The organism is Blastococcus sp. TF02-09 (genome assembly GCF_003319105.1).
In the GTDB taxonomy this organism is placed as follows: Bacteria; Actinomycetota; Actinomycetes; order Mycobacteriales; family Geodermatophilaceae; genus Blastococcus.
This window is the reverse complement of record NZ_QOHH01000020.1, coordinates 1-22,420: the sequence shown is the minus strand read 5'-3', so window position 1 is coordinate 22,420 and position 22,420 is coordinate 1. Positions and strand designations below refer to the sequence as shown.

Annotated in this window: 21 protein-coding genes, 2 tRNA genes and 1 other RNA gene; 18 read left to right on the top strand and 6 right to left on the bottom strand. The window is 73.9% G+C overall.

Annotation, left to right across the window (positions count from 1 at the left end; genetic code table 11):
* Positions 1-152: 152 nt before the first annotated feature.
* The gene (locus DQ239_RS19765; protein WP_113836133.1) at positions 153-1,799 is read right to left on the bottom strand and encodes a substrate-binding domain-containing protein; all 1,647 of its coding nucleotides are present in this window, start codon (positions 1,797-1,799) and stop codon (positions 153-155) included.
* Between the two features lie 93 nt (positions 1,800-1,892).
* The gene (locus tag DQ239_RS19760; RefSeq protein WP_113836132.1) at positions 1,893-2,879 is read right to left on the bottom strand and encodes a UDP-glucuronic acid decarboxylase family protein; all 987 of its coding nucleotides are present in this window, start codon (positions 2,877-2,879) and stop codon (positions 1,893-1,895) included.
* 237 nt (positions 2,880-3,116) lie between these two features.
* Between DQ239_RS19760 and DQ239_RS19755 the strand changes: the two genes are divergently transcribed.
* On the top strand, positions 3,117-4,334 hold the full coding sequence (locus DQ239_RS19755) for a helix-turn-helix domain-containing protein (protein ID WP_113836131.1): 1,218 nt from the start codon (positions 3,117-3,119) through the stop codon (positions 4,332-4,334).
* A gap of 12 nt (positions 4,335-4,346) precedes the next feature.
* Here DQ239_RS19755 and DQ239_RS19750 read toward each other — a convergent pair whose 3' ends face one another.
* Together DQ239_RS19750 and DQ239_RS19745 are read right to left on the bottom strand one after the other, a co-directional pair.
* On the bottom strand, positions 4,347-4,580 hold the full coding sequence (locus DQ239_RS19750) for a DUF2630 family protein (RefSeq protein ID WP_113836130.1): 234 nt from the start codon (positions 4,578-4,580) through the stop codon (positions 4,347-4,349).
* A 42-nt stretch (positions 4,581-4,622) separates the two neighbouring features.
* Complete coding sequence (locus DQ239_RS19745) at positions 4,623-5,582, bottom strand: prephenate dehydrogenase/arogenate dehydrogenase family protein (RefSeq protein WP_113836129.1); 960 nt, start codon at positions 5,580-5,582, stop codon at positions 4,623-4,625.
* 11 nt (positions 5,583-5,593) lie between these two features.
* Between DQ239_RS19745 and DQ239_RS19740 the strand changes: the two genes are divergently transcribed.
* From DQ239_RS19740 to DQ239_RS19725, 4 genes are all read left to right on the top strand, one after another.
* Positions 5,594-6,106 carry a tRNA adenosine deaminase-associated protein gene (locus tag DQ239_RS19740; protein ID WP_113836128.1) on the top strand — a complete coding sequence of 171 codons (513 nt, stop codon included), beginning with the start codon at positions 5,594-5,596 and terminating at the stop codon, positions 6,104-6,106.
* On the top strand, positions 6,103-6,759 hold the full coding sequence (locus tag DQ239_RS19735; RefSeq protein WP_113836127.1) for an HAD-IA family hydrolase: 657 nt from the start codon (positions 6,103-6,105) through the stop codon (positions 6,757-6,759). Before DQ239_RS19740 ends, DQ239_RS19735 begins: the two co-directional genes overlap by 4 nt.
* 169 nt (positions 6,760-6,928) lie before the next feature.
* Positions 6,929-7,369 carry a nucleoside deaminase gene (locus DQ239_RS19730; protein ID WP_199583222.1) on the top strand — a complete coding sequence of 147 codons (441 nt, stop codon included), beginning with the start codon at positions 6,929-6,931 and terminating at the stop codon, positions 7,367-7,369.
* A gap of 10 nt (positions 7,370-7,379) precedes the next feature.
* Positions 7,380-7,468 (top strand) — tRNA-Ser (locus DQ239_RS19725).
* Positions 7,469-7,520: 52 nt separating this feature from the next.
* Here the strand turns inward: DQ239_RS19725 and DQ239_RS20740 are convergent.
* Entirely contained in the window at positions 7,521-9,209 is a 1,689-nt protein-coding gene (locus DQ239_RS20740; RefSeq protein ID WP_199583220.1) for a serine/threonine-protein kinase, read from the bottom strand.
* 24 nt (positions 9,210-9,233) lie between these two features.
* The gene (locus DQ239_RS19715) at positions 9,234-9,581 is read right to left on the bottom strand and encodes a hypothetical protein (RefSeq protein ID WP_113836125.1); all 348 of its coding nucleotides are present in this window, start codon (positions 9,579-9,581) and stop codon (positions 9,234-9,236) included.
* Between the two features lie 180 nt (positions 9,582-9,761).
* Between DQ239_RS19715 and DQ239_RS19710 the strand changes: the two genes are divergently transcribed.
* From DQ239_RS19710 to DQ239_RS19650, 13 genes are all read left to right on the top strand, one after another.
* Positions 9,762-9,846: transfer RNA gene (locus tag DQ239_RS19710), tRNA-Ser, on the top strand.
* A gap of 90 nt (positions 9,847-9,936) precedes the next feature.
* An RNA gene (ffs, locus tag DQ239_RS19705) (signal recognition particle sRNA small type) lies at positions 9,937-10,032 on the top strand.
* 43 nt (positions 10,033-10,075) lie between these two features.
* Positions 10,076-12,289 (top strand): DNA polymerase III subunit gamma and tau, encoded by a 2,214-nt coding sequence (locus DQ239_RS19700; protein WP_113836124.1) that lies wholly within the window; start codon positions 10,076-10,078, stop codon positions 12,287-12,289.
* Between the two features lie 39 nt (positions 12,290-12,328).
* Positions 12,329-12,670, top strand: coding sequence for a YbaB/EbfC family nucleoid-associated protein (locus tag DQ239_RS19695; protein WP_113836123.1), 342 nt, complete (start codon positions 12,329-12,331; stop codon positions 12,668-12,670).
* A gap of 52 nt (positions 12,671-12,722) precedes the next feature.
* A complete protein-coding gene (recR, locus tag DQ239_RS19690; RefSeq protein ID WP_113836122.1) occupies positions 12,723-13,322 on the top strand; it encodes a recombination mediator RecR in 600 nt (199 codons plus the stop codon).
* Positions 13,323-13,542: 220 nt separating this feature from the next.
* Positions 13,543-14,640 (top strand): ATP-binding cassette domain-containing protein, encoded by a 1,098-nt coding sequence (locus DQ239_RS19685; RefSeq protein ID WP_113836121.1) that lies wholly within the window; start codon positions 13,543-13,545, stop codon positions 14,638-14,640.
* Complete coding sequence (locus DQ239_RS19680; RefSeq protein WP_113836120.1) at positions 14,637-15,296, top strand: methionine ABC transporter permease; 660 nt, start codon at positions 14,637-14,639, stop codon at positions 15,294-15,296. Before DQ239_RS19685 ends, DQ239_RS19680 begins: the two co-directional genes overlap by 4 nt.
* Before the next feature lie 38 nt (positions 15,297-15,334).
* Positions 15,335-16,159 carry a MetQ/NlpA family ABC transporter substrate-binding protein gene (locus DQ239_RS19675; RefSeq protein WP_113836119.1) on the top strand — a complete coding sequence of 275 codons (825 nt, stop codon included), beginning with the start codon at positions 15,335-15,337 and terminating at the stop codon, positions 16,157-16,159.
* 181 nt (positions 16,160-16,340) lie between these two features.
* Entirely contained in the window at positions 16,341-18,047 is a 1,707-nt protein-coding gene (locus tag DQ239_RS19670; RefSeq protein ID WP_113836118.1) for an ABC transporter substrate-binding protein, read from the top strand.
* Positions 18,048-18,131: 84 nt separating this feature from the next.
* Positions 18,132-19,136, top strand: a complete 1,005-nt coding sequence (locus tag DQ239_RS19665; RefSeq protein WP_113836117.1) for an ABC transporter permease — start codon at positions 18,132-18,134, stop codon at positions 19,134-19,136.
* Positions 19,133-20,074, top strand: coding sequence for an ABC transporter permease (locus DQ239_RS19660; protein WP_113836116.1), 942 nt, complete (start codon positions 19,133-19,135; stop codon positions 20,072-20,074). Before DQ239_RS19665 ends, DQ239_RS19660 begins: the two co-directional genes overlap by 4 nt.
* Before the next feature lie 5 nt (positions 20,075-20,079).
* Positions 20,080-21,141, top strand: a complete 1,062-nt coding sequence (locus DQ239_RS19655) for an ABC transporter ATP-binding protein (RefSeq protein ID WP_113836115.1) — start codon at positions 20,080-20,082, stop codon at positions 21,139-21,141.
* Positions 21,138-22,292, top strand: a complete 1,155-nt coding sequence (locus DQ239_RS19650) for an ABC transporter ATP-binding protein (protein ID WP_113836114.1) — start codon at positions 21,138-21,140, stop codon at positions 22,290-22,292. The genes DQ239_RS19655 and DQ239_RS19650 overlap by 4 nt, the downstream gene beginning before the upstream one ends.
* Positions 22,293-22,420: the final 128 nt, after the last annotated feature.

The window sequence follows — 22,420 nt, the reverse complement described above, 5'->3', positions numbered from 1 at the left end:
ATCGCCGCCAAGCTCAACGGGCGACCCCGCAAGACCCTGGGCTTCAAGACCCCAGCCGAGGTCCTCGCCCGACTACTCTCCGAACATCAACAAGCCGGTGTTGCGACGACCAGTTAAATCCGCCGGCCGCTTTTCCGCGGAAAAGCAGGGGACTACTCGCGCTGGCGGAGGGCGTCGAACAGCACCGCCTGCAGGTCGGTCGGGTCGACGGCGGAGTACGCCGCACCGCCGGTCGCCTCGGCGATCTGCTCCAGGGCCGACAGGTCGGCGTCCGGCCCGAGCGCCACCCCGATGACCTTCACCGGGCGCGTGGGGTCGGCCTCGGCGGTCAGCGTGCGGAGGAGGTCCTCCTGGCTGATCCCGCGGTCGTCGTCCTCGTTGGTCCCGTCGGTCATCAGCAGGACGCTGTTCACCGCGCTCGGGTCGTAGTTGGCGCGCGACGCCCGGACCGCGGCCAGCGTCGTGTCGTAGAGGCCGGTGCCGCCGGGGGTCAGTTGCTGCGGGAGGGTGGCCGCCTGGGCGTCCAGGATCTGCCGCTGCGTCTGCCCGTCGACCTCGGCGTCCAGCTTCCGGATGGGCACCAGCTCGGTCCAGTCCCGGTCGCCGACCAGCTGGTAGGCGAAGAACCACAGCCCGAGCGCGTATTCACCGGGCACCAGCGACAGGGTGGTCTGCGCCGCGTCCCGCGCCAGCGTGGCCCGCGTGCCGTTGCCGGCCGGCGCCTCCATGGAGGCGGACACGTCCAGGACGGCCAGGATCCGGGACGGCGCGGCGAGGCTGGTCAGCCGGGCGAGCAGGCCACCCACCTCGGCCGGGTCCAGCTCCACCTGCTGCGGAGCCTCCTCGCGGATGCCGCTCTCCTCGCCGGCCGCCGGCGGGGCGTCCCCCTCGGGGCTGCGGAAGCCGGCCTCCATGGCCGCATTCCGCGCCTGCTCGGAGGTCAGCGCCGCGACGACGGCGTCGACCGCCTGCTGCTGCTGGCCGTCGCCCGCCGCGACGCGGAAGACCGGGTAGTCCAGCACCGGGGAGCCCTCGGAGGGGTAGACGGCGACGAGGGAGGAGTCGGCGTCCGAGGCGTGGGCGGCGTAGACGGTCTGCTCGCTCACCGGCACCAGGGCGGCGTCCTCGGCCCCCGAGCCGGCGGCCTCGAGCGCGTCCTCCGAGCTGCCCGCGCGGGCCGCGGAGAGCACCACCTCCACGACGCCGTTGTCCGCGTCCTCGTCGCCGCCCAGCGAGGTGCGGAGGGTGGCGAGCGCGGCGATGCCCTCGGCGCTGCCGGCGAGGTCGGGGACCGCCACGTCCCGGTCGGTGGTGAGCGCCTGGGCCCACGTGGGCGGCTCGTCGGTCCAGCCCTCGGCCTCGGCGACGGCCCGGCTGGTGGCCAGCACGACGGGGGAGGAGCCGAGGGTCCCCTCGTCGGTCAGCTCGGTGTCGCCGGCGCGCAGCGCCCACAGCGACGAGTCGGGGACCCACACGTCGGGCAGCGACCCGGCGTCCAGCGCGCTGAGGGCGCCGGCCGTCTGCAGCGGCTCCTGGTCGGTGACCTCGGCGGTGACGCACCCGTCGTCCCCGAGCGCGCCGGGCTCGGACAGGAGCTGCTCGGTCAGCGGAACCAGCTCGGGCGCGACCGTCACCGCGACCGTCGACGGGTCCCCGCACGCCGCGGCGTCGTCGTCGCCACCGGCCGCGAGCCACCACACCAGACCGGCGGCGAGCAGCACGACGACCACACCGGCGGCGATCAGAGGAGCGGCGGGAAACCGGCGGCGGGTGGCACTGGAATCAGCGTGGCGGCCCATGCTCGCTCTCTGTCATCGCTCGAAGACGGATCGCGGCCCCGCGGTCCGCACGGACAGAGTAGTTGGGTGCGCCAGACCTCCGTCCGGAGCGACTCAGCCGGCCTGCGCCTCGCGCGCCGACAGCTGCCCGGCGAACCACTCGACGGTCCGGCGCAGCCCCTCCGCGGAGGGCACCTGCGGCCGCCAGCCCAGCAGTTCCTCGGCCAGCGTCGTGTCGGGACGGCGGACCTTCGGGTCGTCCACGGGGAGGTCGATGAAGTCGATGGGGGAGTCCGAGCCGGTGAGCTCGACGATCCACTCGGCGAGCCGCAGCATCGACAGCTCGTCGGGGTTGCCGATGTTCACCGGCCCCGCGTGCCCGGAGAACGCCATCGCGAGGATGCCGGTCACCGTGTCGTCGACGTAGCAGATCGAGCGGGTCTGGGAGCCATCGCCGGCCACCGTGAGCGGCCGGCCGGTCAGCGCCTGGCCGACGAACGCGGGGATGGCCCGGCCGTCGTCGGCGCGCATCCGTGGGCCGTAGGTGTTGAAGATGCGGACGATGCCCGTGTCGGTGCCGCGGGAGCTGCGGTAGGCCGTCGTCAGCGCCTCGCTGAACCGCTTGGCCTCGTCGTAGACGCCGCGCGGGCCGACCGGGTTGACGTTGCCCCAGTACTCCTCGGGCTGCGGGTGCACCAGCGGGTCGCCGTACACCTCCGACGTCGAGGCGAGCACGTAGCGGGCGCCCTTCTCCCGGGCGAGGCCCAGGGTGTGCAGGGTGCCCAGGCTGCCGACCTTGAGCGTCTCGATCGGCATCTTCAGGTAGTCCAGCGGGCTGGCGGGTGAGGCGAAGTGCAGCACCAGGTCCACGGGGCCGGGCACGTGGACGTAGTCGGTGACGTCGCAGCGCACCAGCCGGAAGCCGGGGTGCTCCATCAGGTGGAGGACGTTCTCCGGCGACCCGGTGAGGAAGTTGTCGAGGCAGACCACCTCGACGCCGCGGTCGAGCAGGTGCTCGCACAGGTGGGAGCCCAGGAAACCGGCGCCGCCGGTCACCACGGCCCGCCGGATGGTCCGCGTCGCCCGCACCGGCTGTGCCATGACACTCCTCGTGGACACCCGGCCACGACCGGGCGCCGTCGCCGGAGGCGTCCTACCCGGCGGGCCTCGGCGCACACACATCGGCGCCGGCGGTCGCGACGGCGACGATTGGGTCACGGAACCGTCCGCTTCGCCCCGTCCGTCGTGCCGGGGGTCACAATGGGCTCACCGCACAGTCGGGGCGACCGCGTGTTGTGCTGTACGTCACGTCCGACTGGCGTCCGGGAAGGAGATCGAGTGCAGGCGTTCGACACGGAGGTCACCGCCCGCTTGGTCGACCTCACCCCGCTGCTCCTCGAGCAGCTCGACGCCATGACCGATCGCATGGTGGACGTGCTCTCGCGCACCGAGCCCGCCTACCGCGAGCTGCTCCTCGACTCCGAGGAGGAGCTGCGCCGCAGCATGCGCGACAACCTCGAGCACGGGCTGCTCGCCCTGGTCGGTGCCTCGGTGGCCGAGCGCCCCGCACTGCACGGGGCGCGGGAGATCGGCCGCCGCCGCGCCGCGCAGGGCATCCCGCTCGAGGCGGTGCTGCGCGCCTACCGGCTGGGCGGCCAGGTCACCTGGGAGGCGCTGCTCCGCGTCTCGGCGCTGGCCGGCGGTCAGCACGACACCCTGCTGCTGCAGGTCGCCGGCACCGTCTGGCGCATCAACGACGGCGAGTGCTCGGCGCTGGCCGAGGGGTACCGCGACGAGCAGCGCCGGCTGGCCGGCGTCGACGAGGAGACCCGGGCGCGGTTGCTGGACGGGCTGCTGGACGGCCGCGGGGACGACCCGTCGTTCGTGCGCTCGGCCGCGGACAGGCTGGCCATGTCGCTGGACGGCCGGCTCATGGCTGTCGTCGCCCTGCCCGCCGAGGACGGGACACCGGGTCTGGACGGCGTGGGACCCGAGCTGCTGCGCCACGGCGTGCGCTCGGTGTGGGGCACCCGCTCCGGCGCCCAGGTCGGGCTGATCGCGCTGGGGAACCTCGGGCCCGCCGAGGTCCGCGGGCGCCTGGAGGCGTTGACCACCGGGCCCGTCGGGGTCTCCGCGCCGGTCGACGGCGCCGGTGCGATCAGCTCCGCCTACCGGCTGGCCGAGACCGCCGCCCGGACGCTGCCCCGGACGTCCCGCCGGGTCGTGACGATCGACGAGCGGCTGCCCGAGGCGCTGCTGAGCAACTCCCCGGAGATCAGCTCCCGCCTCGTGGGCCAGACGCTGGGCGGCCTGCTGGCCCTGCCCGCGGAGGAGCGCGAGGTGCTGCTGGACACGCTCGCCGCGTTCCTGGCCTCGGACGGGTCGCCCACCCGCGCGGCCGACGAGCTGTACTGCCACCGCAACACGGTCATGCACCGGCTGCGGCGGATCGAGCAGGTCACCGGCCGCAAGGTCGCCGACCCGCGCGCCCGCCTGCAGTGGCAGCTCGCCCTGCTCGGCGCGCAGCACGGGCGACCGACGCAGCGCTCCGCCTGAGAGAGGACCCCGTTACTGGAGGTAGCTCTCCACCTGCGGCTCGGGGCGGGGCTGCGCCTCGTCGGGGTCCTCGTCGTACTGGCGCTTGGCCCGGCGCTGGCGCAGCAGGTCCCAGCACTGGTCCAGGTCCGCCTCGAGCTTGTTCATGCGGCTGCGGGTCTCGTCGGTGTGCTCGCTGCTGTCGCGGAGCTTGTGCTCCTCCTCGACCAGCGAGTGGATCCGGCTGAGGATGTCGGTCTCGTCCATGCCGACACCCTGCCCCCCGAGGATCGCCCGAAACAGGGGCGGTCACGCCCGTTCGGGGACCCAGCCCTCCACGAACGCGGCCAGCCGCCGGGTGACCGCGCCCCCGGAACGCCCGACCGACAGCAGCGCCGCGCGTTCCAGCGGTACGCGCACCGGCCGCCGTCCCTCCGTCCGGGTGACGACGGCGTGCCCCGCGGCCACCAGCTCCGCCCGGGGGCGCTGCAGCTGGGCCAGCACCCGGTCCAGCGCCGCGGTCGTGGGCGCGGCGTTGCCCTCGACCATCGCGGTGACGAACGCGGGGTCGCTGCCGATCACCCGGGTTCCGTCGCGGAAGCTGCCGGCGGTGAGCGCCAGCGCCAGCGGCCCGGCCTCCGCGGCGGCGGCAGCGAGTGAGGCGGCCAGGAGGTGCGGCACGTGGCTGATCGCGGCGACGGCGTCGTCGTGCTCGGCCGCGGTGACCGGCACGACCTCGGCACCGACGGCGAGCGCGACCTCCGCCACGCGCAGCCACCGGGGCAGCTCGGTGCCAGGCTCCAGGCACAGCGCCCAGCGCGCCCCGGCGAACAGCGACGGGTCGACGGTCTCGTGCCCGGAGCGCTCGGTGCCGCACATCGGGTGGCCGCCGACGAACCGGCCGCCCAGCGCGGGGCCGAGCTCCGCCAGCACCGGACCCTTCACCGAGCCGAGGTCGGTGACCGTCGCGTCGGGGTCGACGGCGAGCCCGTCCAGCGCCGTGGTCATGGCCGGCAGCGGGACGGCGAGGACGACGACGCCGGAGAGGTCCTGCGAGATGGTCACGCCGCGCGCGGCTGCGGCGTCGCGCGCCGCCGGGTCGGTGTCCCAGCCTGACACGGGGCGGCCCGCGGCGACCAGCGCGGCGGCCAGGGAGCCACCCAGCTGGCCCAGCCCGACCACCGAGACGGGAGGCGCCGGCATCGTCGGCACCGGGAACGAGGGCGCCCGTCCGGCAGCGGTGGTCGCGGCACCCTCGGCATCGGCCATGATCAGAGGCTATGACGCTCGTGCCGCCCGACCCCGCAGCGCCCGCCGGCCCGGCCAGCTACGCGGTGCGGGTGTCGCGCGAGGGCGCGCGCTGGCGGGTGGACCTGCTGGCCGAGGACGCCGGTGACGAGCTGCCCGTGCTCGAGCGGGCGCTGGGGGACACGGGTGCCTGGCCGGCCCCGTTCGTGGTGGTCGTGGACTCCCGGCTCTACTTCGTCGTGCTGCGCCACGGGCCCGGCGGCATGGTCCGGGCGCTGATCTCCGACGCGACGATGCTCGAATGGGTGCTGGCCGCCGAGGTGGTGGAGCGGTACGGGATCGGCGTCGACACCGACGGCGCCTTCGACGACGACGAGAGCGGCTGGCCCGGTGGCGACATGGACGTGTTCGCCGACGACGGGCTGCCCGGCGAGGAGCTGAGGACGATCGTGACTGCTGACGACCTGTGGGCCGACGAGATGGTGCAGCGGATCGCCGCCCGCCTCGGTTTCGCCGACGAGCTGGCCGCGGCGGTGCTCCCGTGAGCGGCACCGTGTCGGCGGTCGTCTTCGACCTCGGCGGCGTGATCACCGAGAGCCCGATGATCGCGTTCGCCGCCTACGAGCGGGAGGCCGGGCTGCCCGACGGGCTCATCCGGCAGCTCAACTCCACCGACCCGGACACGAACGCCTGGGCCCGGTTCGAGCGCAACGAGCTGGACGTCGCAGGCTTCTCGACCGCGTTCGAGGCCGAGGCCGCCGCGCTGGGGCACCGCCTGGACGCGGCCCGGGTGCTGGCCGCGCTGCGGGGGGAGGTGCGACCGGCGATGGTCGAGGCGATCCGCCGGCTGCGCGCGCACGGGCTGCCGCTGGGGATGGTGTCGAACAACGTGTCGCCGATGGAGCGCGGCGGCCCGATGGACGAGATCCTCGACCTGTTCGACGTCGTCGTGGAGTCCTCGATCGAGGGCATCCGCAAGCCCGAGCCGGAGATCTACCAGCGGGCGCTGGAGCGGCTCTCCGAGGCCGTCGGCCGGCGCATCGAGGCGACCGACTGCGCCTACCTGGACGACCTGGGCATCAACCTCAAGCCCGCCCGGGCGCTCGGCTTCTCGACCATCAAGGTCGTCGACCCCGACGTCGCGATCGCCGAGCTGTCCGCCCTCGTCGGCTTCCCGCTGGACGACGCCGCGGCATGAGCCGGCCCCGGAACCTCTATCCGGCACAGTCGGCCCCTGCCCACAGGGGTGGGCAGGGGCCGACTGCGCGGAGACACCTGTTGCCCGCACTGTCGGACTCTGCCCCGCGGGTGTGGGCAGAGCCCGACTGTCAGCGAACCAGCTCGTGACCCTCGACGTCGACGCCGCCATGGGCCGGGCCCTGGAGCTGGCGGCCGCGGCGCCGGAGTGGGGCGACACGCCCATCGGCGCCGTCGTCCTGGGTCCGGACGGCGCGGTGCTGGCCGAGGCGGCCAACGAGCGGGAGAAGCGCGGCGACCCCACCGCGCACGCCGAGGTGCTGGCCCTGCGGGCGGCCGCGGAGCGGCACGGCGACGGCTGGCGGCTGACCGGCTGCACGCTGGTGGTGACCCTCGAGCCGTGCACCATGTGCGCCGGCGCCAGCGTGCTGTCGCGGGTCGACCGGGTCGTCTACGGCGCCGAGGACCCCAAGGCCGGGGCGGCGGGCTCGCTGTGGGACGTCGTCCGCGACCGGCGGCTCAACCACCGGCCGGAGGTCACCGCGGGCGTCCGGGCCGAGGAGTCCGCCACGCTGCTACGTGCGTTCTTCCGCTCGCAACGGGGCCTGTAGTCTCTTCGGCGGTGGCGTGTCCGAGCGGCCGAAGGAGCACGCCTCGAAAGCGTGTGAGGTTCACAGCCTCCGTGGGTTCAAATCCCACCGCCACCGCCAGCACGACCGGAGCCCCTGCCCTCCCGTACGGGAGGCGGGGGTTCCGTCGCGCTCAGGGGTCGAGCTCGCTGTCCAGGATCAGCTGCCCGTCCTGCTCGAGCACGGTGAAGGCACGGACCGCGGACTCCACCCGCCCGTCGGTGTAGGTCCAGGTGAGCCGGCCGGTGGCCCGGGTCTGCCCGTCGGTCGCCTGCACCTCGCTGAGCCTCACGTCGGAGAACTGCCCCCAGTAGGCGATGTAGTTCCCCCGGCTGATGTTCGACCGCAGCGTCGGGCCGGTGCGGTCGTAGGCGGAGTCGGGGTCCTGGAGCACCTGCTGGTGGTAGTCGGCCAGGAAGGCCTCGATGTTCGCCGCGCTGAGCGGATCGCCGGCGGGTTCCGGACTGGGCTCGGGCGACGGTTGCGGGGTGGTGGGCTGCTCGGCAGCGCTGGTCTCGGTGCTGGGCTCGGTGTTCTCGCTCGTCGTGTCGGCCGGCTCGTCCTGGGTCTCGTCCTCCGGGGGTGCCGAGCTCGACGGCGACGAGGACGGTGTGTCGTCGGCCTGCGTCCCCGTCCCGTCGCCGCTGTCGTCGGGGTTGAACACGATGAAGCCGATCACCGCGGCCAGGGCGGCGACCAGGAGGGCCGCCGCCAGCCAGATCCCCTTCCGTCGTCCGCCCCTTCGAGGAGCGGGCGCGACCACGGGCCGGTCGACGGTGGGGGGAGCGGGGGCGATGGGCGCGGGCGCGGTCGGCTCGGCGGCCGGGGGAGGCGGCGCAGGGGCGGGCGGTGCAGGGGTGGACGGTGCAGGGGTGGACGAGGACGGAGGAGTCACCGCGGGGAACACCTCGGTGCGTGGCCGCCCAGCGGCCGGGCGCAGGTCGGTGCGCGCCAGCAGCACCGTGGTGGTGTCGCCGCTGCGCCCTGCGGCGAGCTTGGCCAGCTCGTCCCGGACCTCGGCCATCGCCGGCCGGTCGGCGGGGTCGGCGGCCAGCATCCGGGTGAGGGGTCCGCTGAGGGAGCCGGCCCGCACCGGGGGGCGGATCGTCCCGCCGGCCACCTTGTGCAGCATCGCCAGCGCGTTCTCCTCCATGCCGAACGGCGGCTGCCCCTCGAGGCAGGTGTAGAGCGTGGCGCCCAGGGAGAAGACGTCGCTGGCCTCGCTCATCTCGTAGCCTTGGGCGACCTCGGGTGCGAGGAACGCCGGCGTGCCGGTGATCTGGCCGGTCTGGGTGAGCGTCACGTCGCCGCGGGCGTGCGAGATGCCGAAGTCGGTGATCTTGACCAGGCCCTCGATGCCGGGGCCCCGGCCGATGAGGATGTTGGCCGGCTTCACGTCGCGGTGCACGATCCCGGCCGCGTGGGTGGCGGCCAGCGCGTCGGCGACCTGGGCGCCGATCTGGGCCACCTGGTCCACCCGCAGCACGCCCTCGGTCGTGACCACCTCGGCGAGGCTGCGCGAGGGCAGGTACTCCATGACCAGCCAGGGCTCCTCGCCCTCCTGCGCCACGTCGTAGACCGAGATCGCGTGCGGGTGGCTCAGCCGGGCGGCGATCCGCCCCTCGCGGAGGGCCCGCTGCCGCTGCTGCGCGGCCAGCGCCTGGTCGCTCCCGGAGACCAGGACCTGCTTGACCGCCACCTGGCGGCCCAGGAGCTCGTCACGGGCCAGCCAGACCGCGCCCATCCCGCCGCCACCGATCTGGGACACGAGCCGGTAGCGCCCGGCGACGAGTCGGCCGGGTGCGGTCAGCGAGGGGGTCATCGGCGGATCGGGTGGCGGGGTCCGTCAGACGTCCGAGGGCTCCCCGTACCGGCGCACGTACTCCTCCCGGGCGCCTGCGGGGAGGGCGTCGAAGAGCTCGCCGAGCTCGGTGTGCACGGCCGGGTCCAGGTCGTCGAAGATCCGGCCCCACGTCGGCGGCTCGTCGTAGCTGCGGGTCAGCAGCAGCTCCCAGGCCCGCGACTGGCGGTCGCGCTTGCTCCGCTCGGCGACGAACTCGGAGAGGTAGGAGTCCTTGGCCGCGGCCTTCTCGGCCGCGGTGGCGCCCTCGGGCAGCGCTGCGGCGTCGCCGCCCCGGAGGACGCCGACGATCGCCTCGACCACGTCCGGCCGCACCTGCGTGTCCTCGCTCATGTCCGCCTCCTCCTCGGGTCGCCTCCGCGGAGGGTTCCCGGGGGCCGTCCCACGTATCCGCACGGGCATGCCCGCAGGTCGCAACACTCAACCACCCCGGGGGAGACAGGGGTGTTCCGCCGTGTCCGGTGGCCCTGACCGGTCGCCGCCGACCCGCCCGGTAGCATCTGACCCGCAGTTGGAGGATTCGCCTAGTGGCCTATGGCGCTCGCTTGGAAAGCGGGTTGGGGGCAACCCCTCGGGAGTTCGAATCTCCCATCCTCCGCAGCACCGGGCCCGCCCCGTCCTCCCGGACGGTGGCGGGCCCGTCGTCTCCGGTGCTGCCGGGAGCCGCCCGGGCGTGCTCTACAGTGGAGCCGACCCCTCGTGTGGCGTCACCCTGTGAACCTCCCCAGGGCCGGAAGGCAGCAAGGATAAGCGGGCTCTGGCGGGTGCGCGGGGGGTCCTTTGCTTGCCCGGACCGGGGCGTCGGTGGGCCTGGGTAACCTCGCGACGTGGCCCTCGCTCTGTACCGGAAGTACCGCCCGGCGACCTTCGCCGAGGTGGTCGGGCAGGAGCACGTCACCGCCCCGCTGGTCAACGCGGTCGACGCCGGCCGGATCAACCACGCCTACCTCTTCAGCGGCCCGCGCGGCTGCGGCAAGACGTCGTCGGCCCGCATCCTGGCCCGCTCGCTCAACTGCGAGCAGGGGCCCACCTCCACGCCGTGCGGCGTCTGCGCGTCCTGCGTCGCCCTGGCCCCCGACGGCCCCGGCTCGCTCGACGTCATCGAGATCGACGCGGCCAGCCACGGCGGTGTCGACGACGCCCGCGACCTGCGCGAGCGGGCGTTCTTCGCCCCGGTGAACAGCCGCTACAAGGTCTACATCGTCGACGAGGCCCACATGGTGTCCTCGCAGGGCTTCAACGCCCTGCTCAAGGTCGTCGAGGAGCCGCCGGAGTTCCTGGTCTTCGTCTTCGCGACGACGGAGCCGGACAAGGTGCTGTCCACGATCCGGTCGCGCACCCACCACTACCCGTTCCGCCTCGTGCCGCCGACGACGCTGCGCGGGCTGCTGGAGCGGACCTGCGCCGCCGAGGGCGTGACGGTCGAGCCCACGGTGTTCCCGCTGGTCGTGCGCGCGGGCGGGGGCTCGGTCCGCGACTCGCTGTCGATCCTCGACCAGCTGCTCGCCGGTGCCGGGGGCGAGGGCGTCACCTACCGCAGCGCCGTCGGCCTGCTCGGGGTCACCGACGACGCGCTGCTCGACGAGACGATCGACGCGCTGGCCGCGCACGACGCCGCCGGGGTCTTCCGCGCCGTCGACCGCGTGGTCGAGGCCGGCCACGACCCACGCCGCTTCGCCACCGACCTGCTCGACCGGCTGCGCGACCTCATCGTTCTGGACGCGGTGCCCGACGCCGGGGGCAACGGGCTGCTGGACTCGCCGTCGGACCGGCTGGACCTGATGAGCCAGCAGGCCCAGGCGCTCGGCTCGGCCACGCTGTCGCGGATGGCCGACGTCGTGCACGAGGGCCTTACCGAGATGCGGGGGACGACGGCGCCGCGGCTGCTGTTGGAGCTCGTCTGCGCCCGCATGCTGCTGCCGGGCACCGACGACTCGGCGGTCGCCACGCTGCAGCGTCTCGAGCGCCTCGAGCGCCGGATGTCCATCGCCGGTGAGCACGCGGGCCGGGGAGGCGGGGGAGCCATCGCCGACGGGGCGCCGCCGGAGGCCGCGCGCGCCGCCCGCCCGGCGCCCGTGCGCGAGCCCGTCCGCGAGACCCCGCCGGAGCCGGCCCGTCCCTCAGCGGCACCGGCCGCAGCGTCGGCACCTCCCGCCTACGTCCGGCCCTCGCAGCGCCGCGAGCAGGCTGCTGCCGCGCCGGCTGCTCCGGCGTCTCCGCCCGCAGCCGCCGCGGCCGCCGCGGACGACTGGCCGGAGACCGTGCAGCCCGGCTCCGCGCGCCGCGCCGCCCCGACGCCCGCGCAGGCAGCACCGGCACCGGCGGCGGCCGGTCCGGCGCCGAGCGCCCCGGGCCGGCCCCGGGTGACCACCGCCGAGCCGGACATCCCGCTGCCGCCCGAGCCCGCCGACGACGAGGACTGGCCGCACCCGGCCCAGCCGTCGGCGGTCCGCGCCGCCGCCGCGCGGGTGCAGGAGCCCGCGCCGCCGGCGGCGCCGCGTCCGGCCGCCGAGTCCTCGCCCGCACCGCGCGGCGAGGAGCCGACTCCGGTGGTGTCGGCGAACCCGCCGGAGTCGGAGGGGACGCTCGACACTAGCGACGTCCGGCGGGTGTGGCCCGAGCTGCTCAAGGTCGTCCGCGGCCACAAGCGCACCACCGAGGCGCTGCTCAAGAGCGCCCAGGTGCACGACCTGGCCAACGGCGTCCTCACCCTGGAGGCGACCTCGCCGGCGCTGGCGAAGATGCTGGGGGACGACCTCAACAAGGACGTCATCCGCGCCGCGCTGCAGGAGCTGCTCGGCGTCCGCTGGAAGGTGCAGGTCGTCGTCGCGGGCGCCGCCGCGCCCGGACCGCAGGTGAGCCGCGAGGACGCCCGCGAGGCGGCGCGCGCCGCGGAGGCGGCGGAGGCCAGCGAGCTGATGGCGCAGCGCGCGGCCGAGGAGTCGGCGGAGGGCGGCCGCGACCACGTGCCCGCGGTCGACCCCGAGCAGGCCGCGCTGCAGCTGCTCAAGACCCAGCTCGGCGCCCAGCCCATCGAGTAACGCCCGCTGCACGTCGGATCCTCGGCCTACTCTCGACGCATGTTCCCCGGAGGCCAGCCCGACCTGTCGCAGCTCATGAAGCAGGCGCAGGAGATGCAGCAACAGCTCGTCGCCGCGCAGGAGGAGCTCGCCTCCCGCACGGTCACCGGCACCGCCGGCGGCGGGCTGGTCTCGGCGACGATGACCGGCGACGGCGAACTCACCGCGCTCACCATCTCCCCGGCCGCCGTCGACCCCGACGACCTGGAGACGCTGCAGGACCTCGTCGTGGCCGCCGTCCGCGACGCCCGGTCCGCCGTCGACCAGCTGGCGGCCGAGACCATGGGCCCGCTGGCCGGCGGGCTCGGCGGCGGGGGCGGTCTGGGCCTGCCCGGCCTCTGACCGGCCGCGCCACCGCCCGAAAGCTCCGACACCGCAGAGATCGAGGAACACCGTGTACGAGGGCGCCGTCCAGGACCTCATCGACGAGCTCGGCCGCCTTCCGGGGGTCGGCCCCAAGAGCGCGCAGCGCATCGCCTTCCACCTGCTGGCCTCGGAGTCCGCCGACGTCGGCCGTCTGGTGCAGGCGCTGACCCGCGTGCAGGAGAACGTCCGCTTCTGCGTGACCTGCTACAACGTCGCCGAGGCCGAGCAGTGCCGGATCTGCCGCGACCCGCGCCGCACCGAGGACGTGATCTGCGTCGTCGAGGAGCCCAAGGACGTCGTCGCCATCGAGCGGACGCGGGAGTTCCGCGGCCGGTACCACGTGCTCGGCGGCGCGATCAGCCCGATCGACGGCGTGGGCCCCGACGACCTGCGGGTCAAGGAGCTCATGACCCGGCTGATGAACAGCGGCGTCACCGAGCTGATCATCGCCACCGACCCGAACCTCGAGGGCGAGGCCACCGCCGCCTACCTGGCGCGGCTGGTCGGCCCGATGGGGCTCACCGTGAGCCGGCTGGCCAGCGGGCTGCCGGTGGGCGGTGACCTGGAGTACGCCGACGAGGTCACGCTCGGCCGCGCGTTCGAGGGCCGGCGCACCATCACCGCCTGATGGTTGAGACTTCTCACATCTTGCGTCGCGCGTGGCCGCCGCGCCGGCGGCAGGGGATGATCGACCGGTGCTGGGTAGCGGTGTGCTGACGCGTCGCCGCGCCATCGACCTCATGCGCACGGCCAGCCGCCTCTAGCTCCGGACCCTCCGCGCCTCCCTGGGGAACCCCCGGCACGGCGTCCCGTCCCGTGCCGCCCGCCGAGCCCCTGCCGAGGCCCCTGTGATCGAACTGACCGACGTCCGCAAGGTCTTCCCCGCCCGCCGCGGGGCGACCGAGGTGACCGCCGTGGACGGCGTCACGCTGTCGGTGGCCGACGGCGAGTTCGCCGGCGTCGTCGGCCCCAGCGGCTCGGGCAAGAGCACCCTCGCCCGGATGGTCAACCTGCTGGAGCGGCCGACGTCGGGGCGGGTCGTCGTCGACGGCCGGGTGCTGACCGACCTCGACGACGACGGCGTCCGGCAGGCCCGCCGCACCGTCGGCATGGTGTTCCAGCACTTCAACCTGCTCGACTCGCGCACCGCCGCCGGCAACGTGGAGCACCCGCTGGAGCTGGCCGGCGTGGGCCGGGCCGAGCGCCGCGCGCGGGTCGCCGACCTGCTGGACCTGGTCGGGCTGGGCGACCGGCACGCCTCCCGGCCGGCGCAGTTGTCCGGCGGGCAGAAGCAGCGCGTGGCGATCGCCCGAGCGCTGGCCGCGCGCCCCAAGGTGCTGCTCTGCGACGAGGCGACCAGCGCGCTGGACCCGGCCAGCACCGCCGGCGTGCTCGACCTGCTGCGCCAGGTGCGCGCCGAGCTGGGCCTCACCGTGCTGCTCATCACGCACGAGATGGCCGTCGTCCGCGCCGTCTGCGACAGCGCGGTGCTGCTCGACCACGGCCGGGTGGTCGACGGCGGACCGCTCGCCGAGGTGCTGACCCGGCCGGACTCCGCCCTGGCCGCCCAGCTGCTCCCCGCACCCGCGGTCGCCGGCGCCACCGGCGACCTCGTGCGGGTGACCGTGACCGGGTCCGCGCCCGAGGGCGTGGTGCTGCGCACCCTGGCCGGCGAGCTCGGCCTCGACGTCGAGATCGTCGGCGGATCGGTGGAGACCGTCGCCGGCCGCCGGTTCGGCCGGCTGCTGCTCTCGGTCACCGGCGACGACGGGCGGCTGGACCCCGCGCTGCAGCGGCTCCGGGACGGCGGCTCGCTGGTGGAGCGCGCTCTGCCCGGCGACGAGCCGGTGCCGGTGGACCTGGCCGAGCCCGAACCCGCCCCCGGCGCCGACGGGGACGAGCCCGCCTTCGCCCGACTCCTCGACTCCCCGGACGTGCAGCGGTGAACGACTGGTCCCGGATCGCCCCCCAGCTGGCCGAGGCCACGGGGGACACCCTCTACATGGTCGGCGTCTCCACGGTGCTCACCGTGCTCATCGGGGTGCCGCTCGGCGTGCTGCTGACCATCACCGCGCCCGGCGCGCTCTCCCCGCGGCCGCTGCTGCACCGGGTCCTCGGCCTGGTCGTCAACCTCGGCCGCTCGCTGCCGTTCATCATCCTGCTGGTCCTGGTCGCGCCGGTGACCCGCGGCATCGTCGGCACCACGATCGGCTCGACCGCGACGATCGTGCCGCTCACCATCGGCGCGGTCCCGTTCCTGGCCCGGCTGGTCGAGACCAGCCTGCGCGAGGTGAACCCCGGCAAGGTCGAGGCGACCCTGTCCATGGGTGCCCGCCGGCGCGACGTCGTCCGCACGGTGCTGCTGCCCGAGGCGCTGCCGTCCCTGGTCGCCGGGGTCACGGTGACCGTGGTGGCGCTGATCAGCTACTCCGCCATGGCCGGCGCCATCGGCGGCGGAGGGCTCGGCGACTTCGCCATCCGCTACGGCTACCAGCAGTTCCGCACCGACATCACCGTGATCACCGTCGTCCTGCTGCTGGTCGTCGTCCAGCTGCTGCAGTGGGCCGGCGACCGCTGGGCCCGCCGGCTCGCGCACGTATGACCGCCCCGCACCACCCACCCGCAAGGAGAACCCCGCACATGCACCGCCCCCGCACGTCCGCCCTCGCCGCCGTCGGCACCGCCGCGCTCCTCGCCCTCACAGCGTGCGGGGGTGGGGACGCCGAGCTGTCGGGTGCCGACGAGCCGCTGCGCGTCGGCGCGTCCCCCGTGCCGCACGCCGAGATCCTGAACTTCATCGACCAGGAGCTGGCGGAGGACGCCGGCCTCGACCTGGAGGTCGTGGAGTTCACCGACTACGTGCAGCCCAACGTCGCGCTCGACGACGGCTCGCTGGACGCCAACTACTTCCAGACGGTGCCCTACCTGGAGGAGCAGGAGGCCGACGCGGGCTACGACTTCACCGCCCTGGAGCCGGTGCACATCGAGCCGCTGGGCCTGTACTCCGCGACGCTGACCGACGTGGCCGACCTGCCCGACGGCGCCACGGTGGCCATCCCGAACGACCCGACCAACGCCGCCCGCGCGCTCCGGCTGCTCGAGGCCAACGACCTGCTCACGCTGGCCGACACCGGCGACGCCGCCCCCACCGCGCTGGACATCGAGGACAACCCGAAGAACCTCGAGATCCAGGAGGTCGAGGCCGCGCAGCTGCCCCGTTCGCTGGCCGACGTCGACGCCGCGGTGATCAACGGCAACTACGCGATCGACGCCGACCTGAACCCGGCCGAGGACGCGCTCGTGCTCGAGGAGGCCGAGGGCAACCCGAACGCCAACCTGGTCGTCGTCCGCAGCGGTGACGAGGACGACGAGCGCATCCAGCAGCTGGAGGAGCTGCTGCACTCCGACGAGGTCAAGCAGTTCATCGAGGACACCTACTCCGGGGCCGTCATCCCCGCCTTCTGAGCAGGTGGACGGGGTCGTCGCGGAAAGGTCACGGATCGGTGTCGATGCCGATCCGGGCCTCACCGCCCGGATCGGGCTCGCCCTAGTGTCCGGGAGACGTCCGTGGAGCCTGTCCGGCCCGCGGCGACCCTGTCCGGAGCTCATCCGGCCCCGGGAGGGCCGGGAAGGAAGGTCTTCCGCGATGACCCGTCGCTCCACCACCCGCCTGCTGGCCGCCTCGGCGGCTGCGCTGACCGCGGTCACCCTGTCGGCCTGCGCGTCCAGCGACCGAGACGACGAGGGCGGCGGTGAGGGCGAAGCCGCCTCCGGCGGCACGCTCGTCTTCGGCGCCACCGGCGACCCCGCCATGCTCGACCCCGCCTTCGGCAGCGACGGCGAGACCTTCCGCGTCTCCCGGCAGATCTTCGAGGGCCTGCTCGGCAACGAGCTCGGCGGCACCGACCCGGTACCCGAGCTGGCCGAGGACTACGAGGTCAGCGAGGACGGCCTGGAGTACACGTTCAACCTCCAGCAGGACGTGAAGTTCCACGACGGCACGGACTTCAACGCCGAGGCGGTCTGCTTCAACTTCGACCGCTGGTACAACTTCGAGGGCCTGGCCCAGAGCCCGAGCGCCTCGTACTACTACCAGGCGGTCTTCGGCGGCTTCGCCAGCACGCCCGACACCCCCAGCATCTACGAGAGCTGCGAGGCGACCGACGAGAACACCGCGGTCATCCGGCTGAGCCAGGTCACCTCGAAGTTCCCGGCCGCGCTCGCCCTGCCCGCCTTCTCCATCCAGAGCCCGACGGCGCTGGAGGAGTACGACGCGGACAACCTCAGCGGCAGCGAGGACTCCCTGCAGTACTCCGAGTACGCGATGGAGCACCCCGTCGGCACCGGCCCGTTCAAGTTCGAGGAGTGGGACCGCGGCAACGGCGAGGTCACGATCGTCCGCAACGACGACTACTGGGGCGAGAAGGCCAAGCTCGACGAGGTCATCTTCCGGACCATCTCCGACGGCAACACCCGCCGCCAGGAGCTGCAGGCCGGCTCCATCGACGGCTACGACTTCGTCGCCCCGGCGGACTACGAGACCCTCGAGCAGGACGGCGCGCAGGTGCTCGTCCGCGACGCCTTCAACATCCTCTACCTGGGCATCAACGGCGGGAACGTGCCCGACTCGGGCGCGAACCCGGCGCTGCAGGACCCGCGGGTCCGCCAGGCGCTCGCGCACGCGATCGACCGCGACACGATCGTCAGCTCGCTGCTGCCCGAGGGCGCGGAGGCGGCCATCGAGTTCATGCCGCCGACCGTCGACGGGTACGCCGACGACGTCACCACCTACGAGTACGACCCCGAGCGCGCGCGGCAGCTGCTGACCGAGGCCGGGGCGCTCAACACGACGCTCCGGTTCTTCTACCCGACCGACGTCAGCCGGCCCTACCTGCCGGACCCGGCCGCGATGTTCCAGGTGATCAGCCAGAACCTGACCGACGCCGGCTTCACCATCGAGCCGACGGCGCTGCCCTGGAACCCGGACTACCTGAACGCCGTCCAGGCCGGTGGGGCCGACATCCACCTGCTCGGGTGGACCGGTGACTACAACGACGCCTACAACTTCATCGGCACGTTCTTCGCCGAGGACGCGAACAACCAGGCGTCGGCCGAGTTCGGTGCCTTCAGCGCTCCGGAGATCTTCGCCGCGCTGGCCGCGGCGGACGCCGAGCCCGACCCGGCCCAGCGCACGGAGCTGTACCAGGAGGCCAACCGGCTGATCATGGACTACCTGCCGGCTGTCCCGATCTCGCACTCGCCGCCGGCCCTCGTGGTCAGCGAGCGGGTCCAGGGCCTCGAGCCCAGCCCGCTGACCGCCGAGGTCTTCTCCACGGTCACGCTGGCCGAATGAGCCGCTGATCCGGCCGCGCCGGTGGCACTCCCGTCACCGGCGCGGCCGGACCCGCGTTCGACCCCGAAAGGCTGATCCCCGAGCGTGCTCCGCTTCATCGTCCGGCGGCTCCTGCAGCTGATCCCGATCCTCCTCGGGCTGTCGGTGCTGCTCTTCGCGTGGCTGCGTGCCCTGCCCGGCGGCCCCGCCCAGGCGGCCCTCGGCGAGCGGGCCACCCCCGAGGCCATCGAGCGCTACAACGAGCTGTTCGGCCTCGACCAGCCGATCTACGTCCAGTACCTGAAGTTCCTGGGCCGCGCCGTCCAGCTCGACTTCGGCAACTCCGCCCGCACCGGGCGCCCGGTCACCACCGAGTTCCTCGAGCGCATGCCCGGGACCATCGAGCTCACCGTCGTCGCGCTGGTCTTCGCGATCGGGCTCGGCATCCCGCTGGGGTACCTGGCCGCCCGCAAGCACGGCAGCTGGGTGGACTCCACCTCGGTCATCGCCTCGCTGCTCGGCGTCGCGATCCCCGTCTTCTTCCTCGCCTACCTGCTGCGCCTCGGGTTCGCCGTCGAGCTGGGCTGGCTGCCCGGTTCCGGCCGCCAGGACGTGCGCATGGACGCGACCCGCATCACGAACTTCTACGTGCTCGACGGCCTGCTGACCCGGGAGTGGGACGCGGCGTGGGACGCCGTGCTGCACCTGATCCTGCCGGCGATCGCGCTCGGCACGATCCCGCTGGCCATCATCGTGCGGATCACCCGCGCCTCGGTCCTCGACGTCGTCAACGAGGACTACGTCCGGACGGCGAACGCCAAGGGCCTGGCGACGGCGACGGTGCGGCGCCGGCACATCATCCGCAACGCGCTGCTCCCGGTGTCGACGACGATCGGCCTGCAGGCGGGGCTCCTGCTCTCCGGCGCCGTGCTCACCGAGACCGTGTTCGCCTTCGGCGGCGTCGGCTCGGCGATCTACGACGCGCTCTTCGCCCGGGACTACGCCCTGCTGCAAGGGTTCGTGCTGATGCTCGCGATCATGTACGTGCTGGTGAACCTGGTGGTCGACATCTCCTACGGCTTCCTCGACCCGCGGGTGAGGGTCCAGTGACCGCCGTGGGCGACGTGCGGCGCCGCCGCATCGACGAGCTGGCCGCGCGGGCCGGGCAGGTCCCCGAGGGGGAGGGCGGCGTCTCGCTCACGCGCAGCGCGTTCCGCCGGCTGCGCCGCAACCCGGTGGCGATCATCGGCGCGGTCATCGTCGTGGTCTTCCTGGTGGTCGCGGCGCTGGCTCCGTGGCTGGCCCCGCGCGACCCGCTCGCCCAGTCGCTGCTGTCCGAGATCCGGCCCGGCTTCATCCCCGGCTCCCAGGAGGGCTACCCGCTGGGCGTGGACAACCTGGGGCGTGACCTGCTGTCCCGGCTCATCTGGGGCTCGCGGCAGTCGCTGCTCATCGGCGTCGTCTCGACCGTGCTCGGCGTCGCGGTCGGCATGGTGCTCGGCGTGCTGGCCGGCGCGTTCGGCGGCTGGGTGGACACCGTGGTCATGCGGTTCGTCGACATCATGCTGTCGATCCCCGGCCTGCTGATGGCGATCAGCATCTCGGTGCTGCTGGGGCAGAACCAGTACGCGCTGATGATCGCGATCGCGGTCACCCAGGTGCCGATCTTCGCCCGGCTGCTGCGCGGCTCGATGCTCGTGCAGCGCGGCAGCGACTACGCCGTCGCCGCGCAGGCGCTCGGGGTGAAGCGCGGGAGGATCGTCTTCGGGCACGTGCTGCCCAACTCGCTGTCCCCGGTGATCGTGCAGGGCACGCTCAGCCTGGCGACGGCGATCATCGAGGCGGCCGCGCTGTCCTTCCTCGGCCTCGGGGACCCCGACCTGGCCCGGCCCGAGTGGGGCGCGATGCTGGCCAACGCGCAGAGCTTCCTGTCGATCCGGCCGGAGCTCGCCATCTACCCGGCGCTGTGCATCATCGTCGTGGCGCTCGGTTTCACCCTGCTCGGGGAGTCGCTCCGCGAGGCCCTCGACCCGAAGTTCCGGAGGTGAGCGCCGTGAGCGGTGCCGCTGCGGCCGGCCGGCCGAGCGGTGCGCCCGTCCTGGAGGTCGACGACCTCGCCGTGCGGTTCACCCGGCGAGGGGAGGCCGACACCAGCGCCGTCGACGGCGTCAGCTTCGCCGTCTCGCCGGGCGAGACGATCGGGCTGGTCGGCGAGTCCGGGTGCGGCAAGTCCGTGACCTCGCTGGCGGTCATGGGGCTGCTCCCGAGGCGCAACGTGCAGGTGAGCGGGTCGGTGCGGCTCGACGGCCGGGAGCTCATCGGTGCCGACGACGCCACGCTCCGCGGCCTGCGCGGGGCGGACATGGCGATGGTGTTCCAGGACCCGCTGTCCTCGCTGAACCCGACGGTGCCGATCGGCACGCAGGTGACCGAGGTGCTGCTCGAGCACCGGGACATGACGAAGAAGGAGGCCGCCGACGAGGCGGCCCGGCTGCTCGACCGGGTCGGCATCCCCGATCCGCTGCGCCGGCTCAAGGAGTACCCGCACCAGCTCTCCGGCGGCATGCGCCAGCGCGCGCTCATCGCGATGGCGCTGTCCTGCAGCCCGCGGCTGCTCATCGCCGACGAGCCGACGACCGCGCTCGACGTCACCATCCAGGCGCAGATCCTCGAGCTGCTGCGCGAGCTCGTCGTCGACACCGGCACGGCGCTGGTGATGATCACCCACGACCTCGGCGTGGTGGCCGGGCTCTGCGACCGGGTGCACGTCATGTACGCCGGGAAGATCATCGAGACGGCCGACCGGCACGAGCTCTTCGCCCGCCCGCGCCAGCCCTACACCGGCGGCCTGCTGGCCTCGGTGCCGCGTCTGGACAGCCCCCGCGGCGCACCGCTGACCCCGATCCGGGGCTCCGCGCGCGACACCATCTCCTGGGCGGAGGGGTGCGCGTTCGCGCCCCGCTGCGACAACGCCCAGGACGACTGCCTGACCGAGGTGGCCGGCAGCACGGTGGAGCTCGTGCCCGACGGGCCGGGCCGCCAGCTGCGCTGCCGGCACCCCCTCGAGCACCCGCCGGCCGCGGCCGGCGCCACCGCCTCCGGAGCAGCCCGATGACCGCCACCGCCACCCCCGCCGACCAGCGCGGCGGACCCCTGCTGCGCGTGCAGGGGCTGCAGGTGCACTTCCCGATCAAGCGCGGGATCGTCGTCGACCGGACAGTCGGCCACGTCCGCGCCGTCGACGGCGTCGACCTCTCCATCGACCGGGGCACCACCTACGGCCTGGTGGGCGAGTCCGGCTGCGGTAAGTCCACCCTCGGGCGCGCCATCCTGCGGCTGGTGGAGCCGACCGCCGGCTCCGTCCTCTTCGACGGCACCGACGTCGCGGCGCTCAAGGGCGAACCGTTGCGGAAGATGCGCCGGCGCATGCAGATGGTGTTCCAAGACCCGCTGGGCAGCCTGGACCCGCGGCAGAACGTCGAGTCGCTGCTGTCGGAGCCGCTGCGCGCGCACGGGCTGGACGGGGGCGCCGCCGGCATCGCCGCGCACATCCGCTCCCTGCTCGACGCCGTCGGGCTGCCGACCGCGGCACTCCGCCGGTACCCGCACGAGTTCTCCGGCGGCCAGCGCCAGCGCATCGGGATCGCGCGGGCCATCGCGCTGGAGCCCGATCTGCTCATCGCCGACGAGCCGGTCTCCGCCCTCGACGTCTCCGTGCAGGCCCAGGTGGTCAATCTGCTGGAGGAGCTGCAGGAGCGGCTCGGGCTGACGTACCTGGTGATCGCGCACGACCTCGCCGTCGTCCGGCACATCAGCGACGTCGTCGGCGTCATGTACCTCGGCTCGCTGGTCGAGCAGGCGCCCGCCGACGACCTGTACGAGGAGCCGCTGCACCCCTACACGCGGGCGCTCATGAGCGCGGTGCCGGTGCCCGACCCGGTGGTCGAGGCCGGCCGTGAGCGCATCCTCCTCGCCGGCGACCTGCCGTCGCCGGCGAACCCGCCGAGCGGCTGCCGGTTCCACACCCGCTGCCCGTGGCGGCAGGAGACGCGCTGCGACGACGAGGCGCCGGTGCTGCGCGAGCTGGCACCGGGCCGCTTCGTGAGCTGCCACTGGGCCGAGGAGATCCGTGACGGCGTCCTGCGGCCCAAGGCGCCGGAGGAGGTGGCCGCCACCCAGGGCGTGCACGTCGCCCCCACCGGGGTCGGACCGGTCGAGACCGACGCCCTGGTGCAGGGCATCGACCAGCCCGTCGAGCGCACCTAGTTGTACTGCTCGGACAGGTTGGTGCACTGCGTGGTGATGGTCAGATCTTGATGTGAGGAGGGACCTCCGGGTTCTGTGTGGGAGCCGCCAAGCACCCAACAGACCCCCAGGAGGTCCCTCGTGGTCCA

Excerpts from the sequence above, each read along its gene's own strand:
- DQ239_RS19765 (WP_113836133.1), bottom strand. The coding sequence starts at position 1,799 with ATGGGCCGCCACGCTGATTCCAGTGCCACCCGCCGCCGGTTTCCCGCC.
- DQ239_RS19760 (WP_113836132.1), bottom strand. The coding sequence starts at position 2,879 with ATGGCACAGCCGGTGCGGGCGACGCGGACCATCCGGCGGGCCGTGGTG.
- DQ239_RS19750 (WP_113836130.1), bottom strand. The coding sequence starts at position 4,580 with ATGGACGAGACCGACATCCTCAGCCGGATCCACTCGCTGGTCGAGGAG.
- DQ239_RS19745 (WP_113836129.1), bottom strand. The coding sequence starts at position 5,582 with ATGGCCGATGCCGAGGGTGCCGCGACCACCGCTGCCGGACGGGCGCCC.
- DQ239_RS19740 (WP_113836128.1), top strand. The coding sequence starts at position 5,594 with ATGACGCTCGTGCCGCCCGACCCCGCAGCGCCCGCCGGCCCGGCCAGC.
- DQ239_RS19730 (WP_199583222.1), top strand. The coding sequence starts at position 6,929 with ATGGGCCGGGCCCTGGAGCTGGCGGCCGCGGCGCCGGAGTGGGGCGAC.
- DQ239_RS20740 (WP_199583220.1), bottom strand. The coding sequence starts at position 9,209 with ATGACCCCCTCGCTGACCGCACCCGGCCGACTCGTCGCCGGGCGCTAC.
- DQ239_RS19715 (WP_113836125.1), bottom strand. The coding sequence starts at position 9,581 with ATGAGCGAGGACACGCAGGTGCGGCCGGACGTGGTCGAGGCGATCGTC.
- DQ239_RS19695 (WP_113836123.1), top strand. The coding sequence starts at position 12,329 with ATGTTCCCCGGAGGCCAGCCCGACCTGTCGCAGCTCATGAAGCAGGCG.
- DQ239_RS19675 (WP_113836119.1), top strand. The coding sequence starts at position 15,335 with ATGCACCGCCCCCGCACGTCCGCCCTCGCCGCCGTCGGCACCGCCGCG.
- DQ239_RS19670 (WP_113836118.1), top strand. The coding sequence starts at position 16,341 with ATGACCCGTCGCTCCACCACCCGCCTGCTGGCCGCCTCGGCGGCTGCG.
- DQ239_RS19650 (WP_113836114.1), top strand. The coding sequence starts at position 21,138 with ATGACCGCCACCGCCACCCCCGCCGACCAGCGCGGCGGACCCCTGCTG.